A 14,543-nucleotide genomic window follows, 5' to 3' on the forward strand; every position below is an offset into this window, starting at 1 on the left:
AGCAGCAATTGTGCAAAGAAGTTAAATATAAAGTTGTTCAATCATTTGTAGTGAGTCATTTCCAAAATGAACTTATTGAAACAAGGTATATAAAAAGAATTATCGAAGAAAATGAGAACGAAACGTTAGTAACTAAAACACAAATTTTAAAATCCAATATTAAAAGGGTTGGCTTAGCTGAAATTCCTGTAAAAAATCATGACCGATATTTTCATAATGAATTTAAATCATTCGAAGTGTTTATTAAGAAAGACGATTTTGAAACATATATGCAATCTTCATTTGATTTATTCAAACTTGCACTGCAGTGATAATTTCTACTTGGAAGATAAAATGAAAACAGCAAAAAGCACCTCCATCGTCGTTTGAACAAAAACGACAGACGGAAGGTGCTTTTTGCTTAACCTTTAGGTTTGAATAGTGTTTTATAGCTTTTCAAAGAATGAGCTGATTAACTGATCATATTCTTTAGCGTTGTAAGGATTTAATAAAAGAATCTTTAGTTCTTCGATTATATAGTTACCACTTACTTTTGTCGGTTCAATTAGCTCTAACCCGACCAGTTTATTTATTGATGCTTTGATTTCAGTTTTACGAATCTTAGTTTTATCATAGATTTCTCCAATGTTTAATTTGAAAGAACCATCTTTAGATTTGCAAGCTAATAATGACAAGTATGCGTAAACTACTGTATCAATTCCTCTAACTTCGCCTATACTTTCTGCGCTGAAAATTACAGCTGGAACATAAAATTTTTCAACTTCCTTGTCTAATTTTACTGAATCCACACTGTACCATTTTCCATCTACCTCAAATCCTTCCTCTTTCAAACTTTTCACGTGATACTTATATAAATCGATATATAATTCCTTGTCGTTTAATTGTTTTTCGAAAAAATTAATAGGTAAAGCTGTATAAGTTATCATGTTAATTCTCTCCTTCTTGTATACTATGGTCATCAAAACTATATCACTTATCTTCTTTGTTGACTATAGTATTCGAAAAAGTTCTAACTTATTCTCGTCCTAACTTTTTGGGCTGCCATGTCTTTTTATACACGCTTCTACTATAATGAGGATATGTAAGATTTTAACTCAAAGGAGAAAACTAATGATTAACTTTCAAGATAAAGTAAGTTTCATCTGGTCGATTGCAGAAGTGTTGCGAGGATCTTATAAACCGGAAGATTACGGGAAAGTGGTACTGCCTTTTGCAGTATTACGCCGCTTTGACAGCGTGCTAGCAGATACAAAAGAAGAAGTGTTAACAAGCTATGAAAAATATAAAACAATGAATGAGGACGCACGTGAGCCGATTTTAAACCGGGTTGCCAAGCAAACTTTCCATAATACAAGCCAGTATGATTTTGCGAAGCTGTTGACCGACTCGGATAATATTGCCGAAAACTTGCGTGACTACATAAATGGTTTTTCGAAAACAGCTCGGGACATTATGCAGCATTTCGATTTTGACCGCCAGATTGACAAGATGGAACAAAACGATCTGCTGTACTTAACGATTAAACGCTTCAGTGAGCTTGACCTTCATCCGAAGACTGTATCGAATGTGGAAATGGGTTATGTATTCGAGGAATTGATCCGTCGGTTCAATGAGAATGCGGAAGCAGGGGATCACTATACGCCTCGTGAGGTTGTGCGATTGATGGTCGGCTTGCTGTTTAATGAAACTGAAGATTTAACTAAGCCGGGCATTACCCAGACATTATATGACTGTGCAGCGGGAACGGGCGGCATGGGTTCAGTGGGCCAGGACTATTTGAAAGAGCTGAACCCTACTGCAGATTTGGAGTTTTTTGCACAGGAAATCAATGCGGAGTCGTATGCTATCTGTAAAGCTGACATCTTGATCAAGGGGGAAGATGCCCGTAACATCCGCAGAGGCAATACACTGACAGATGACCAGTTTAAAGGACAAGCCTTTGACTATCTGATTTCAAATCCGCCGTATGGGGTGGACTGGAAGCAATGGGAGAAGAAAATAAAGGGCGAGCATGAAGATCAAGGGTTTGATGGCAGATATGGCCCCGGAACTCCACGAACAAGCGATGGCCAGCTGCTGTTCCTGTTGCATCTGATTTCAAAAATGAAGCCTGTGACAGCAGAAAACTCACAAGGTTCTCGTTTAGCAATCATTATGAACGGGTCTCCTCTTTTCACAGGAGATGCGGGTTCGGGTGAAAGTGAAATCCGCCGCTATGTATTGGAAAACGATTTAGTTGAAGGAATTGTCGCTATGCCGAACGATCTTTTCTATAACACCGGCATTTCAACGTATATCTGGATCTTGACGAACAATAAAGCACCAATTCGCCGCGGCAAAGTAGCTTTGGTGAACGCAGTCGACTTCTCGAAAAAGATGAAAAAAAGCCTAGGCAATAAACGCAACGAGATTACACAAGAACAAATTGATGAAATTATGCGTCTTTATGGAAACTTCCAGGAAAGCGAGTTTGTAAAAATCTTTGACAATGAAGATTTCGGCTATCAGAAAATAACTGTGGAGCGCCCGCTCCGTTTGAACTTCCAATTCAGTGAAGAACGCATTGCTCGCGTAATAGAAGAAAAGGGCTTTACGAATTTGGCGGTTTCAAAGAAAAAAGGCGACAACGGCTTAGCCGAAATTGAAGCCGGGAAAGAGCTGCAAACACAAATTATTGAAGTACTGCGCAGTTTCTCAAGTGGAGAACTTTATAAAAATCGTGAAGAGGTAACCAAATTGCTGAAAGATGCCTTTAAAACAGCAAGCATTACAATCGGCGCGCCAACCTTAAAAGCGGTACTTGCAGGTTTGGCTGAAAAAGATGAAACAGCAGATATATGCATGAAAAATAAAATAGAAGCAGAGCCGGATGCAGATTTGAGGGATACGGAAAGTGTGCCGCTTAAAGAAAAGATTGAAGAATATGTTGCCCGAGAAGTATTGCCTCATGTACCGGATGCTTGGATTGACGATTCAAAAACAAAAATCGGCTATGAAATACCGTTTACGCGTCAATTCTATAAATACACTACTCTGCGCAGCTCTTCAGAAATAATGGAAGAAATCAAAGCGTTGGAAGCGGAGATTGCAGAGCAATTGGAGAAGGTGATGGGATGACGGAAACTAACTCTAAATGTAAAGACAGTAAAAGCGAGTGGATAGGCAAGATTCCTATTACGTGGAGTATGGCTACCGTCCGTAATGGTTATGAGGTTACTTTGGGTAAAATGGTGCAGCCTGAACCAAAAAGCTCCACAGATGTATTAGTGCCTTACTTAAAGGCGATGAACGTTCAAGATGGTTATATTAAAATAGAGAAAATAGAAAAAATGTATGCAAGCAAAAATGAACTTGAGGTTTACAAAATAAGCAAGGGTGATTTGTTAGTATGCGAAGGCGGCGAAGTTGCGCGTTCAACAATAGTTGAAGATGAATATGATGGTTATGTTTTTCAAAACTCGATACATAGAGTTAAAGCAAAAAAGGACAATAATATAGAATATCTTCATTATTTATTAATTGCATTAAGGAACAGTGGATTTATTAACATTTTGGTGAATAAAGCAACTATCGCTCATTTTACAAAAGATAAATTTAACTCTTTAATAATACCTTTGCCCACATCAGAAGAACAAAAAGAAATTGTACTGTATGTTGAGGCAAAAGAGAAAGAGATCTCGAGATTAATAAAGCAAAAGCATCAATTAATCACTTTATTAGAAGAAAAACGCCAATCCATTATCACAGAAGCTGTAACAAAAGGATTAAATCCAAATGTGAAAATGAAACATTCAGGTGTGGAATGGATTGGAGAAATCCCTGAGGATTGGCAAGTTAAGAAGGTTAAACATTTTTCTGAATTCGTCGGAAGTGGTAAAACGCCTTCGGGAGGTTCTGAAGTATACTTAGAAGAAGGTATACCTTTTTTGAGAAGTTTAAATGTACACTTTGACGGTATAAGATTAAAAAATTTAGCATTTATTTCTGAAGAAACTGATGCCGAAATGAGAAGTAGTAGAATTCAACCTTTGGATAACTTATTAAATATAACAGGAGCTTCTATAGGAAGAAGTTGTATAGTACCCAAAGATTTTGGTCAAGGAAACGTGAACCAACATGTGTGTATTATTAGGGTGGATCAGAATAAAATCAATCCATACTATTTCAATTCAATTTTAAATTCTAAGTTGGCTATGGAACAAGTAATGACAGCTCAAACTGGAAGTTCAAGAGAAGGATTAAATTTTCAACAAGTAAAAAATCTAATGTTCCCTGTGGCGCCACTTGAAGAACAAGAAAAATTAAATCAATTTATTTTTGATCACTAGTGTTGCATAAATAATGACGAAATATTCAGTCACAACGTTTCAATTATTTTTGCCAAAAAGGGAAGCACCCGAATAAAGGTAGCACTGTCCATTTGGTAAATTTATACATTTCGGCAGAGGCGACAATGACAGAACAGCTTGTTACGGAACCTTTTCACTTCCGATTTTCCGAAGCCAGTACTGGGGATTTTTCCAAAGGTTGGCGACCAGTACACGCGAAATTCGTAAGATCGACACTCTACTGTTCGTGTCCATTTGAACAAGCACGTTCAAGCAGTAGGCAATCAAAGCAAGGTACACCTGGTTTTTCACGGCGTTTTCGCTTTGACCATAAAAATGCTTGATTTTCACGTGCTGCTTAAGCCATTTGAAGAACAGTTCGATGGCCCAACGGTTCCGGTAAATATCACTGATTTCCTCTACGGAAATATCGAAGCGGTTGGTGATCAGACGCAACACATCGCCTTTTCCATCTGGGAGAACGATAATTCGGAAGACATTTTCTGTACAATTGGTGGCGTTTCCCACGAATGCCATCGAATCGGAAACAGCATCGCTTTCTTCCGGAAGTTCAAATGTTTCGACTGAATGGATGACGGCTTTGTTTTTCAATCGGGAAACGAAAAAGATGCCGTCATCTGTGAAGGTATCAAAGCGTTCATAGTCGATATAGCCGCGGTCAAAAACATACATGGCTTCCTTGTCGTCCACCAGCACTTCCAGCTGATTGCGATCGGATTCCTTGGCATGGGTCATGACTTCTTTGTCCGGATAATGCGTTCCGTATTCATCGTAAACCAGTCGCAGATGCAGTTTGATCCCCGCTTTGGTTTTTCGGAATTCCGCCCAGTTGAAATGGTTCACATTCAAAGGAAGTGTCGTGGAATCAATGATTTTTAACAACATGCCCTTTTTCGGCGCTCGCTTTTGCGCGGCAATCTGGCTGACCAGCTGCTGGAAAAGATTCGACAGAATCGCTGGATCCAACTTGTTGTTTTTACGGGAAAGCTGCGACACACTGATGGACTTCACGCCAACCGCCCGCTGAAAATCGGCGTTCGTTAACGCTGCTTCAAGCGCATGAAGACTATCCGCCTCGGTCAATTGCGCGTGCAGCATCAGCAGCGTATACGCCTGTGTCGTCAGTTTTTTCGTGTACCGGTCTTGCCCGTGAATTTTCACGTTTTCGTTGAATTTCTCAAAATTAATGGCGTGAAGCCATTTACCAAATGAAGTTTTTCGTGTATTCTTGTCCATGCGTGAGTCCTTTTTATTGGATTTGGACAGGAACTACCTGACCTTTCCATTATAAAGGACTTTTTCTTTTGGTTTTCATCGGTTTTTGAATGTTTTATGAATTCCTAATCTTCAAAATCAATTAATGCAACACTAGTGATTAGCTTTTCACTATATTAAATCGTTTGATACAATTTGCAAAAAAGTTTTTGATTGCTTAAAGCCTGGGGGTTCATTTGTTTTTTCGGTGGAACATCCAATTTTTACTTCTCGAAATGAACAAGATTGGTATTATGATAGCCAAGGAAATCGTCTTCATTGGCCTGTTGACAATTATCAGTCAGAAGGTGTGCGTAATACAACCTTCCTAACTGAAAACGTAATTAAATATCACCGTACAGTTTCAACTTACATAAATGATTTAATTTATACTAGTTTTAAAATAAATGCAGTTATGGAACCTATGGCTACTGAAGAAATGGTAAAGAATGTTCCAGGGATGAAAGATGAAAACAGAAGACCCATGTTTTTAATCATTTCAGTAGAAAAGTAATAGTAATAGTTTACTAAATAAAAAGTACACCAATAGAAATCTCAGAACAGTAATTTTCTGAAATTTCTTCGTATACGGCACATAAACTACTATTCAACAAATTGGAGGATTAATACAATGAGAACCGAACGAGAAATGATGAATACGCTTATAGATTTTGCTAAAAATGATGCAAGAATCCGACTTGTAACGCTGGAAGGCTCTCGAACTAATAAAAACATTCCCCGTGATACATTCCAAGATTATGATATTTCTTATTTTATAACAGATATGGATTCCTTCAAAAAGGATGATGTATGGTTGAATGTTTTTGGGAAGCGTTTGATCATGCAAAAACCAGAGGACATGGAGCTTTTTCCACCAGAGTTAGGGAATTGGTTTTCCTACCTTATGCTATTTGAAGATGGCAATAGAATTGACGTAACACTTATTCCAATAAACGAAGTGGATGATTACTTTTCTAATAGTGATGGGCTAGTAGAAGTCCTACTTGATAAGGATGATCTTGTCAAAAGTGAAGTGGTCGCAAATGATCAAAAGTATTGGATTAAAAAGCCAACTGCAAGAGAATTTGATGATTGCTGTAATGAATTTTGGTGGGTTACAACCTATGTTGTAAAAGGACTAGCAAGAAAAGAAATCCTTTTTGCCATTGACCATTTGAGCGAGATAGCAAGACCAAACTTATTAAGAATGATGTCTTGGCAAATTGGATTAGAGAGAGGCTTTGACTTCAGTGCAGGAAAAAACTACAAATTTATTAATCATTATCTCCCTAAAGAAGATTGGGAAACATTAATTTCAACCTATTCTCAAGGTAGCTACACAAACATGTGGGAGGCTTTATTTACATGTTATGAGTTATTTAGAAAATACTCTAAATCTGTGGTAGAAGGTCTTGGATATAAGTATCCAGATTATGACGAAGCCATCACGAAGTATACTCAAAACATTTATCAGTCATTGAATGAGTAATAAGGGTCAAATATAGGTGAGCTAATCAGAACTAGGTAAAGATGGGGTTTGAGTATAATTAAGAAAAGGAGTCACCAAAGCAACTCCTTAACTAAATTTATTAAGCTACATCATCAATACTTATGGGAGCCAATCAAGGCAGTTATTAGAAAGTTGCTGTAGTTCCTCTATAAAAATACTAGCATGAAATCCATCACAAACCGCATGATGTACCTGTAAAGAAATAGGCAATAATATTTTATCTTCCTGATTAAAGTATTTCCCGCCAGTAATTATTGGTAATAAGTAGTCATGATTATTATTTACGTTTAGGTTGAAGCCAGTAAAATTAACCCATGGAATACTAGATATAGGAAAGGAATTCTCTGGTACATTTTCTTTTGTGAAAAATCCTTTAACCTCTGCATATTGTTTCATATCGTCTTGATAGTTTTTATAGAAGACACGAAATTCATCAGAGAATTCGGTCCATATGCTTGAGAATGATTTGTTATCATTATGGAAGATTGTATAGCTTGGCAACATACTTTCCCAATAACCCAGAGTACCATCATCTTTAAAGCAAGTTCTAAATTCTTTATGAGAATTTACTATTCTAGTGACCATGTAAATAAAGGATGGATATAGCTTTATCCCTTTGTTACGGAGCTGTTCCAATAACGTTGTAATATCTATATTTGCTGTAATACTAAATGTGCACTTCTGATTTAAGTAATGCTCGAAATACGGCAATCTATCCCATTTTTCTTTTTCAATTAGATTTAATTTCATTTGATTAGCCTCCTAAAAATGTATTTTTGATTTTTAGGAGGCTAACTTGTCTGCTCTCACCAATACCCTCACCTCATAAATAGTGCTTTAAATAAGATACTAAATCATTTGAAATTCATATTCAACCATTACAATACGCATAAGTATGGCTTTTCATAATAATTAAAGGGCAACCTCGAATTGTGTTATACTTTTTCCGAGTTGATAGTTTTTACTGGAGGGACTAGGATGAATCAAGTAAAAAGTATATTAAAAGACTTTTATGACATAGAGATTAATGATGTGTTGCCTCAGCAGGGTGGTTGGGCATCACTCGCTTATAAAGTGTTTAACAAAAATCAAAGTTATTTTTTGAAGGTATATGAAAAAGGCAGAGCTTCCACTCCGAAGTTGACTGCTCTGATTGATCAATATGTTCCTATCTTGGTTTGGCTTATAAACAATAGCAACTTAAATGGGAAAATCACCGTTCCTTTAATAACAAGTAGTGGGGAATATAAATGCGAGGATGAGAATGCCATCTATTTGCTTTATGAATATATTGAGGGGGAAACGATTGGGGATCAAGATTTAACAGACGATCAGGTTCGACAGCTTTCGAAAATGATAACGGAGATACATTCATTTGGGAAAGACATTCCAGTTGAAACTGCTGCTATAAAAGAAGATTTTGAGGTTCCATTTTTACAGATGTTGAGACAACTATTGCAAAAAGGGAGAGAAGATTTACCATCGGATGTATGGGAATTGGTCCAATCCTACATGCCACAATTAAATGATCTGATTCAAGCTGTTGAGGAGCTTTCACTGAACTTGAAAAATGTCAATTTGAGTATGGCTTTATGTCATACAGATTTGCACTATTGGAATATGATTCAGTCTGAACAACAGTTAATATTGATTGACTGGGAAGGGTTAAAATTAGCCCCAGTAGAAGCTGACTTGATGTTCTTAGTTGATAAACCCTACTTTAATGAATTTTTAAGTATCTATCAGAAAACCCATCAAAACTTTTCAATTAATCCAGAAGCAATGACCTTTTATGAGGGAAAGAGACGATTAGAAGATATATGGGAGTTTTTGGAACAACTTTTGTATGATAAACAAGAGGAGCAAGAAAGATTTGTGATAATGAACTATTTACAGGAAGAGCTGCATGGATTAAGTGAAAATTTGTATTAGAACAGGAGCTATGAGATGAACATAATAATTAAGCAAGAACAGGTCGAGGACTATAAAGTAACTGAAGAAGTGGTAAAGTGTGCATTTGCTAATGCAGAACACAGTGATAAAAATGAACATAATTTGGTGTCTCGAATTAGAAACTCTAATGTATTTATTCCAGAATTATCTTTAGTGGCGATGGATAAAGATAATAACAAACAAGTGGGACATATTCTATTATCCAAGATAAAAATTATGAATGACAATCAAATTCTAGAGTCACTTGCTCTTGCACCTGTATCTGTCTTACCAGAGTATCAAAATAAAGGTGTAGGAAGATGTTTAATTCTTGAAGCATTGAGAGAAGCAAAAGAGCTTGAATATAATTCGGTTGTCGTCTTGGGGCATCCAGAATATTATCCGAAGTTCGGGTTCAAAAAAGCATCTACTTGGGGGATAAAGGCACCTTTCGAAGTCCCAGATGAAGCATTCATGGCAATTGAATTACATGCAAATGTTCTTGATAAAGTTTCAGGAGTTGTAGAATATCCTAGCGTATATTTTGAATGATTAGCCAAAAGTTGCAAATGGGAAATTTGACAATATTTAAGGAGCTGAAAGTTTATGATCGCGCAAAACATTATGAATGATATAAGTAAAGAGTTAAAAGATGTGCTTGGCATTGTTGGTGTAGTCTTAGGAGGTTCAAGAGCAAGGGGTACAAATCACTCAACTTCTGATATTGATATTGGAATTTATTATGATGTAGCGGCAGGCTTCGATGTTGAAAAGATTAGCAAAATAGCAACTAAATTGGATGATGACCATAGAGAAAATTTAGTTACATCATTAGGTGAATGGGGTGAATGGATAAATGGTGGGGCTTGGATTGTTGTCCAAGGGTACCATGTTGATTTGGTCTTTCGTGATATTAAAAGAGTATCACAGGTAGTCGATGAATGTTTATCAGGTAAAGTGTCCACCCACTATCATACTGGACATCCACATGCCTATCTAAATGTTATGTATATGGGGGAAATCTCCATTTGCAAAATATTGTTTGAACGTACCAATCAAATTTCAGATTTAAAAGCTAAGACTAGCCCTTATCCAAAACCATTAAAGGATGCCTTAATTGGCTATTTTATGTTTGAAGCATCTTTTTCTTTGATGTTTGCGAAAGACAATGTGGATAAGGATGATATTTCATATGTTATGGGACACTGCTTCCGAACTATTTCATGTTTAAATCAAGTCTTATTTGCTTTGAATGAAGAATATTGTATCAATGAGAAAAAAGCAGTTCGGATGATAAAGAGTTTTAATAGGAAACCCAAAGAATATAAGGATAGAATTGACCAGATTTTTTCGTTGATTTCTTCAAATATAGAAAGTACAAAGCAAGGGGTGGAAATGCTCCACGGTCTTGTTTCCGAAACAGAAATACTGCTTAAATAAATTTTGGGTATTCGGATTATCGTGAGGAAAAACATTATAGCACTAAATAGTAGGTGTAATGGTTTTTCAATTAGTATCCAATAGTGGTGTTCAATCTCAAATCTATACGAATCCAGGCTGGATCCAATGAGGGTTTAGTCTTTTTTTTGTCCAATACTATTTTAGTCTCTTGTCCAATAAGGATTTGGGTTGTCTCCACTTACAAATCTCTTCCATGATATGGCCCTGCAATAACATACTATATGCTAATTGATTTTAAGATGTATATTATATGATAATAACTTGAATCATTTACCTAGTGATAAAAAGAAGGTGTAGAGTAATCATGGAATTTGATACCAAAATAAAAATTGTTTTAAGGGATGACCTTGAAATGTGGCAAAAATTAAACGTAACAGCATTCCTAATGAGTGGAATTGCTGAAACTCAAAATATTATTGGACAGCCCTATATAGATAAGGATAATGCTCAATATTTACCCATGTCACAGCAACCAATTATGATACATTCTTCTACTGGCGAACGCATGAATGAGCTATTACAAAAGGCCTTAACAAAAGACGTAGTTATTACAATATACACCGAAGAATTGTTCACTACCTATAATGACGAGGATAATCGTGCAATGGTGGCAAAATTCAAAACGGATGAACTAAACCTTGTTGGAATAGGCATACGGGGTAAGAAAAATCATGTAGATAAATTACTAAAGGGCTTTGAATTGCATAAATAAAGGCAACTATTGACACGGCAATAACAGCACTGTCGCTTTCAATTAACCTGCAATAATATACTATATCCCATTAAATTTTTAGATGTATATTTATATGATAACACAGAAAGGAGTTTTCATCATGGATATTACATCTTTTATCATATACTGTTTTATTGTGACTTTTACTCCAGGACCAACGAATATCGTCATTTTGTCCACAGTGCATAATTATGGGGCCAAAAAGGCAATGGAATATACGTATGGAGCAACGATTGCTTTTGGTTTATTACTTGGTCTATCTGCGATGTTAAATACGGTACTGATAACTGTCATTCCCAAAATTTTAATTGGTATGCAGATTATTGGAACCATTTATATGCTCTACCTTTCTTATCAAATCTATAAAATGGATACATCAGAATCAACATCAAATAAAACGGGAACATTTATCTCAGGATTCCTTATGCAGTTTTTAAATCCAAAAGTCGTCTTATTTACTCTGACTGTCATACCTAGCTTTGTTTTACCATACTATACCGATTTACCTGCTGTGTCATTAAATGTTATTGTTATAACGATGATTGGATTTTTAGCATTTATTGCTTGGGTTTTTTTCGGTGCACTCTTTAAGAAGTTTTTACAAAGGCATACAAGGGTTGTTAATGTCATCATGTCCCTATGTTTAGTGTATGCTACAATCATGATATGGATGTAGGGCAGATTTTTAAAGAGGTGAGTAAAGTGGATAAATTTAGCTATAAGAAAGTAGCGGGTATTACAGCGTTGTCAGCTAGTCTCTCTGATTTTAAGTATAAAAAGCACTATCATCAGGAGTATGCAATTGGTGTAACATTGCGTGGTATTCAACATTACTATTTGGATGGTAGTTTACAATTATCCTATCCAAAAGGTGTGATGCTTTTTAATCCAGAACAGCCACATGACGGAATGGCTCATGATGAGTCGGGCCTGGATTATATGATGCTGTATATTGATCCACAGTTGCTTTTAGATGCTTCTCATAAAAAGGATATTGTATTGTTTAGGGAACCTGTTGTATATGATGATCAACTAGGACAAGAAGTGCTAAGTCTAGCTAGTGCAATATTCAATGAAAAGGATGAGGCGTTATGTAGTGAATTACTTTTATCCCTCACAGATAGTCTTATCCAAACAAATCCTTCAGAAGTTCAAAAAGACATTACGCTAATTAGAAAAGCAAAAGAAATGCTTCATTCTGACTTAGGAAATGTACTGAAACTTGACGAAATAAGTAAAGAGCTTAATCTATCAAAATTTCAGTTTATTAGAATGTTTAAATCTCATACTGGAATTACACCATACCAATACTTCCTTACCTGCAAGATTGAACGTGCTAAGGAATTATTAGATAAAAATCGAGATATTTATGCAACGGTAGCTGAATGTGATTTTGTTGATTTAACCCATTTAAACAAACATTTTAAAAAAATATATGGGATAACAGCATATGAATATATGTTACAGTTGAATTGAGGCTATGGTTGGTATCCAATCGGAAAAGGAATCAGGAAGAGCAGCAACCAAACCGTTAATCGTTATTCAATCGTAAAATCAATATCAATTTGAGGGTGGATTCAATAGTGAACCAGTCTTTTTGTTTTGCTCAATATCCCTTCAATTCCTTGTCCAATAAGGGTTTCAGTCGTCTCCCCAATTCATAAATCCGTAGGATTTCTAATCTCTTTTCAGTTAGCTTCCTAACTGTAAACACCACCCCAGAATTGCTGCATTTCCTTCTTTTCTCCAAATTCTTTCCTCCATTATCGGTACCAACTCTTTAACATTGACGGAATATTCGACACAATTCAGAAGGGAAAAAAGAGTGCGGAATCGGGGGTTTTGGGGAAGAACTTAATAACAGATTGGAAAGAAGAGAAAAGAAGTTGCCCCTTAGATCAGCATGGGTTTGAGGGTGATTTGGGCAGGGAAGGACTTTTTAACAGGGGAATAATAATACTAGTAAATACATTGTGTTGACATTGTAAACACAAGGATGTTATGATTAGTTTATTATTTTAAGGAGGCAAAATTTTAATGGATACGAATTTGCACATACGTATATCAAAAGAACTAAAGGAGAATTTCCAACAGATTGCTAAAGAAAATAATAAAGATACCTCATCCCTTGTACGTGACTGGATTTCCAACTATGTAGCTGAACATCAGAAATCGGATGAAGATATAGCTGCTGAACTATATAAGGCAGGGTACCAATTACAACAATCACTAGGGGGAAGGGAGGAAGTTAGTAAGGAGTTTGTAAAACAATTGCAGGAATACGCCTTAACGAATCAAAAAGAATTCACCCAGTTAATCCTAACCACTTACTTGGACCTTGATTTAACAATTCCTTCAGTTGTCTCAAAAGCGTACAATAAGTATGCATTTTCTCAGATGTTTTTATTTGGATTAATAGGAGATAAACCAAAGGAGAAAGTCTGAATTAAAGAAAGTGTTTGTGATTGATGGACTCATTGATACAAGTCCACTTAAAAGGTTAGATTTCCAGCTATATACGATAGAAAATTATTGTTTGTCCAATTTTTGTTCCTTAATACTGAAATAATAACAGAAATAAAATCATCTATTTTAAAAATAGAATGAGGGAGTAAAAAAATATGAAAGATACATCCACAATTGGTATGGGTTTCTTGGAAAAGCTCTTTGTAGTTTTATTTCCTGTTGTGTTAGGAACGATAGGCTGGTTCCTCCCAAGATTGATTGACTTAGTAAAAAAAGTACCATTATTTACTGATTCAAAGGTCATTGAACTATTCGATTCATTTAACCCTTTTTGGGTGTCTATTGTCTTGATGATTACAGGTGTAATTATAGGGGTGCTTTTGTCATTAACAGTCTATAGCGAAGCATTGAAAATGAGTATTAGAGATACTGAAATTTTGATTAATAAAGATGATAAAGAAAATAAAATTACAAAATCAGATGTTAAAGAAGTTTTTATGGAGGATCATATAGTTGTAATAACTGGAAAAAGGGGACAAGAACTTTTAAGAGAAAAGACAGATATAAAAAAGGCGAAAGTACGAGAGGGCTTTCTATATCATCAATATCCGTGGAGTGAACAAGATCCCTATGCTGATGACTACAAACTCTGGACTCTTGAAGATTGTACGGTTGGCGAGAACGTCAATGCCATATTATATGAACGTAGGAAAGCAATTAGAGAAGGAGACAAGAGAAAAATAAAACATTTAAGAATGGACTTAAATGAGCTTGGATTTGTTGTGAAAGATAAAGGTGCGGATCAATATATACGCAATATTCATAACTAATATTGTCT

General features: G+C 35.8%; 15 protein-coding genes and 1 pseudogene. 13 read left to right on the plus strand and 3 right to left on the minus strand.

Annotation, left to right across the window (positions count from 1 at the left end):
• Positions 1-8 precede the first annotated feature (8 nt).
• Positions 9-311 carry a hypothetical protein gene (locus L0M13_RS05915; protein ID WP_235198717.1) on the plus strand — a complete coding sequence of 101 codons (303 nt, stop codon included), beginning with the start codon at positions 9-11 and terminating at the stop codon, positions 309-311.
• Between the two features lie 114 nt (positions 312-425).
• On the opposite strand, the gene L0M13_RS05920 is transcribed toward L0M13_RS05915, so the two are convergent.
• Entirely contained in the window at positions 426-926 is a 501-nt protein-coding gene (locus L0M13_RS05920; protein ID WP_235198718.1) for a hypothetical protein, read from the minus strand.
• Between the two features lie 184 nt (positions 927-1,110).
• On the opposite strand from L0M13_RS05920, the gene L0M13_RS05925 reads away from it, so the two are divergent.
• Entirely contained in the window at positions 1,111-3,117 is a 2,007-nt protein-coding gene (locus L0M13_RS05925; RefSeq protein WP_235198719.1) for a type I restriction-modification system subunit M, read from the plus strand.
• Positions 3,114-4,328: a restriction endonuclease subunit S gene (locus L0M13_RS05930; RefSeq protein WP_235198720.1), complete on the plus strand. Its 1,215-nt coding sequence runs from the start codon at positions 3,114-3,116 to the stop codon at positions 4,326-4,328. The genes L0M13_RS05925 and L0M13_RS05930 overlap by 4 nt, the downstream gene beginning before the upstream one ends.
• Before the next feature lie 141 nt (positions 4,329-4,469).
• Here L0M13_RS05930 and L0M13_RS05935 read toward each other — a convergent pair whose 3' ends face one another.
• Positions 4,470-5,585, minus strand: coding sequence for an IS4 family transposase (locus L0M13_RS05935; RefSeq protein ID WP_235196374.1), 1,116 nt, complete (start codon positions 5,583-5,585; stop codon positions 4,470-4,472).
• 139 nt (positions 5,586-5,724) lie between these two features.
• Between L0M13_RS05935 and L0M13_RS05940 the strand changes: the two are divergent.
• Both L0M13_RS05940 and ant(6) read left to right on the plus strand, forming a co-directional pair.
• A pseudogene (locus tag L0M13_RS05940) lies at positions 5,725-6,117 on the plus strand (SAM-dependent methyltransferase); the annotation flags it as partial.
• Between the two features lie 117 nt (positions 6,118-6,234).
• Positions 6,235-7,092, plus strand: a complete 858-nt coding sequence (ant(6), locus tag L0M13_RS05945) for an aminoglycoside 6-adenylyltransferase (protein WP_235198721.1) — start codon at positions 6,235-6,237, stop codon at positions 7,090-7,092.
• 120 nt (positions 7,093-7,212) lie between these two features.
• Here ant(6) and catA read toward each other — a convergent pair whose 3' ends face one another.
• Positions 7,213-7,863 (minus strand): type A chloramphenicol O-acetyltransferase, encoded by a 651-nt coding sequence (catA, locus tag L0M13_RS05950; protein WP_235198722.1) that lies wholly within the window; start codon positions 7,861-7,863, stop codon positions 7,213-7,215.
• Positions 7,864-8,091: 228 nt separating this feature from the next.
• On the opposite strand from catA, the gene L0M13_RS05955 reads away from it, so the two are divergent.
• The 8 genes from L0M13_RS05955 (at position 8,092) to L0M13_RS05990 (ending at position 14,535) form a co-directional block, all read left to right on the plus strand.
• The gene (locus L0M13_RS05955) at positions 8,092-9,045 is read left to right on the plus strand and encodes an aminoglycoside phosphotransferase family protein (protein WP_235198723.1); all 954 of its coding nucleotides are present in this window, start codon (positions 8,092-8,094) and stop codon (positions 9,043-9,045) included.
• Positions 9,046-9,060: 15 nt separating this feature from the next.
• Positions 9,061-9,597 (plus strand): GNAT family N-acetyltransferase, encoded by a 537-nt coding sequence (locus L0M13_RS05960; RefSeq protein ID WP_235198724.1) that lies wholly within the window; start codon positions 9,061-9,063, stop codon positions 9,595-9,597.
• Positions 9,598-9,651: 54 nt separating this feature from the next.
• Positions 9,652-10,485 carry a nucleotidyltransferase domain-containing protein gene (locus L0M13_RS05965; protein ID WP_235198725.1) on the plus strand — a complete coding sequence of 278 codons (834 nt, stop codon included), beginning with the start codon at positions 9,652-9,654 and terminating at the stop codon, positions 10,483-10,485.
• A gap of 325 nt (positions 10,486-10,810) precedes the next feature.
• A complete protein-coding gene (locus L0M13_RS05970; protein WP_235198726.1) occupies positions 10,811-11,218 on the plus strand; it encodes a DUF2000 domain-containing protein in 408 nt (135 codons plus the stop codon).
• Between the two features lie 121 nt (positions 11,219-11,339).
• Positions 11,340-11,915, plus strand: a complete 576-nt coding sequence (locus L0M13_RS05975; protein WP_235198727.1) for a LysE family translocator — start codon at positions 11,340-11,342, stop codon at positions 11,913-11,915.
• Between the two features lie 26 nt (positions 11,916-11,941).
• Positions 11,942-12,715, plus strand: a complete 774-nt coding sequence (locus tag L0M13_RS05980; protein WP_235198728.1) for an AraC family transcriptional regulator — start codon at positions 11,942-11,944, stop codon at positions 12,713-12,715.
• A 561-nt stretch (positions 12,716-13,276) separates the two neighbouring features.
• Positions 13,277-13,684: a hypothetical protein gene (locus L0M13_RS05985; protein WP_026682672.1), complete on the plus strand. Its 408-nt coding sequence runs from the start codon at positions 13,277-13,279 to the stop codon at positions 13,682-13,684.
• Between the two features lie 176 nt (positions 13,685-13,860).
• Positions 13,861-14,535 (plus strand): YqeB family protein, encoded by a 675-nt coding sequence (locus L0M13_RS05990; protein ID WP_235198729.1) that lies wholly within the window; start codon positions 13,861-13,863, stop codon positions 14,533-14,535.
• Positions 14,536-14,543: the final 8 nt, after the last annotated feature.

It is taken from the genome of Planococcus sp. 107-1 (assembly GCF_021513255.1).
Classification (GTDB): Bacteria; Bacillota; Bacilli; order Bacillales_A; family Planococcaceae; genus Planococcus.

What these genes read in the sequence shown, in the direction of transcription:
- L0M13_RS05920 (WP_235198718.1), bottom strand. Translation starts at nt 926, where the DNA reads ATGATAACTTATACAGCTTTACCTATTAATTTTTTCGAAAAACAATTA.
- L0M13_RS05925 (WP_235198719.1), top strand. Translation starts at nt 1,111, where the DNA reads ATGATTAACTTTCAAGATAAAGTAAGTTTCATCTGGTCGATTGCAGAA.
- L0M13_RS05930 (WP_235198720.1), top strand. Translation starts at nt 3,114, where the DNA reads ATGACGGAAACTAACTCTAAATGTAAAGACAGTAAAAGCGAGTGGATA.
- L0M13_RS05935 (WP_235196374.1), bottom strand. Translation starts at nt 5,585, where the DNA reads ATGGACAAGAATACACGAAAAACTTCATTTGGTAAATGGCTTCACGCC.
- catA (WP_235198722.1), bottom strand. Translation starts at nt 7,863, where the DNA reads ATGAAATTAAATCTAATTGAAAAAGAAAAATGGGATAGATTGCCGTAT.
- L0M13_RS05955 (WP_235198723.1), top strand. Translation starts at nt 8,092, where the DNA reads ATGAATCAAGTAAAAAGTATATTAAAAGACTTTTATGACATAGAGATT.
- L0M13_RS05960 (WP_235198724.1), top strand. Translation starts at nt 9,061, where the DNA reads ATGAACATAATAATTAAGCAAGAACAGGTCGAGGACTATAAAGTAACT.
- L0M13_RS05965 (WP_235198725.1), top strand. Translation starts at nt 9,652, where the DNA reads ATGATCGCGCAAAACATTATGAATGATATAAGTAAAGAGTTAAAAGAT.
- L0M13_RS05970 (WP_235198726.1), top strand. Translation starts at nt 10,811, where the DNA reads ATGGAATTTGATACCAAAATAAAAATTGTTTTAAGGGATGACCTTGAA.
- L0M13_RS05975 (WP_235198727.1), top strand. Translation starts at nt 11,340, where the DNA reads ATGGATATTACATCTTTTATCATATACTGTTTTATTGTGACTTTTACT.
- L0M13_RS05985 (WP_026682672.1), top strand. Translation starts at nt 13,277, where the DNA reads ATGGATACGAATTTGCACATACGTATATCAAAAGAACTAAAGGAGAAT.
- L0M13_RS05990 (WP_235198729.1), top strand. Translation starts at nt 13,861, where the DNA reads ATGAAAGATACATCCACAATTGGTATGGGTTTCTTGGAAAAGCTCTTT.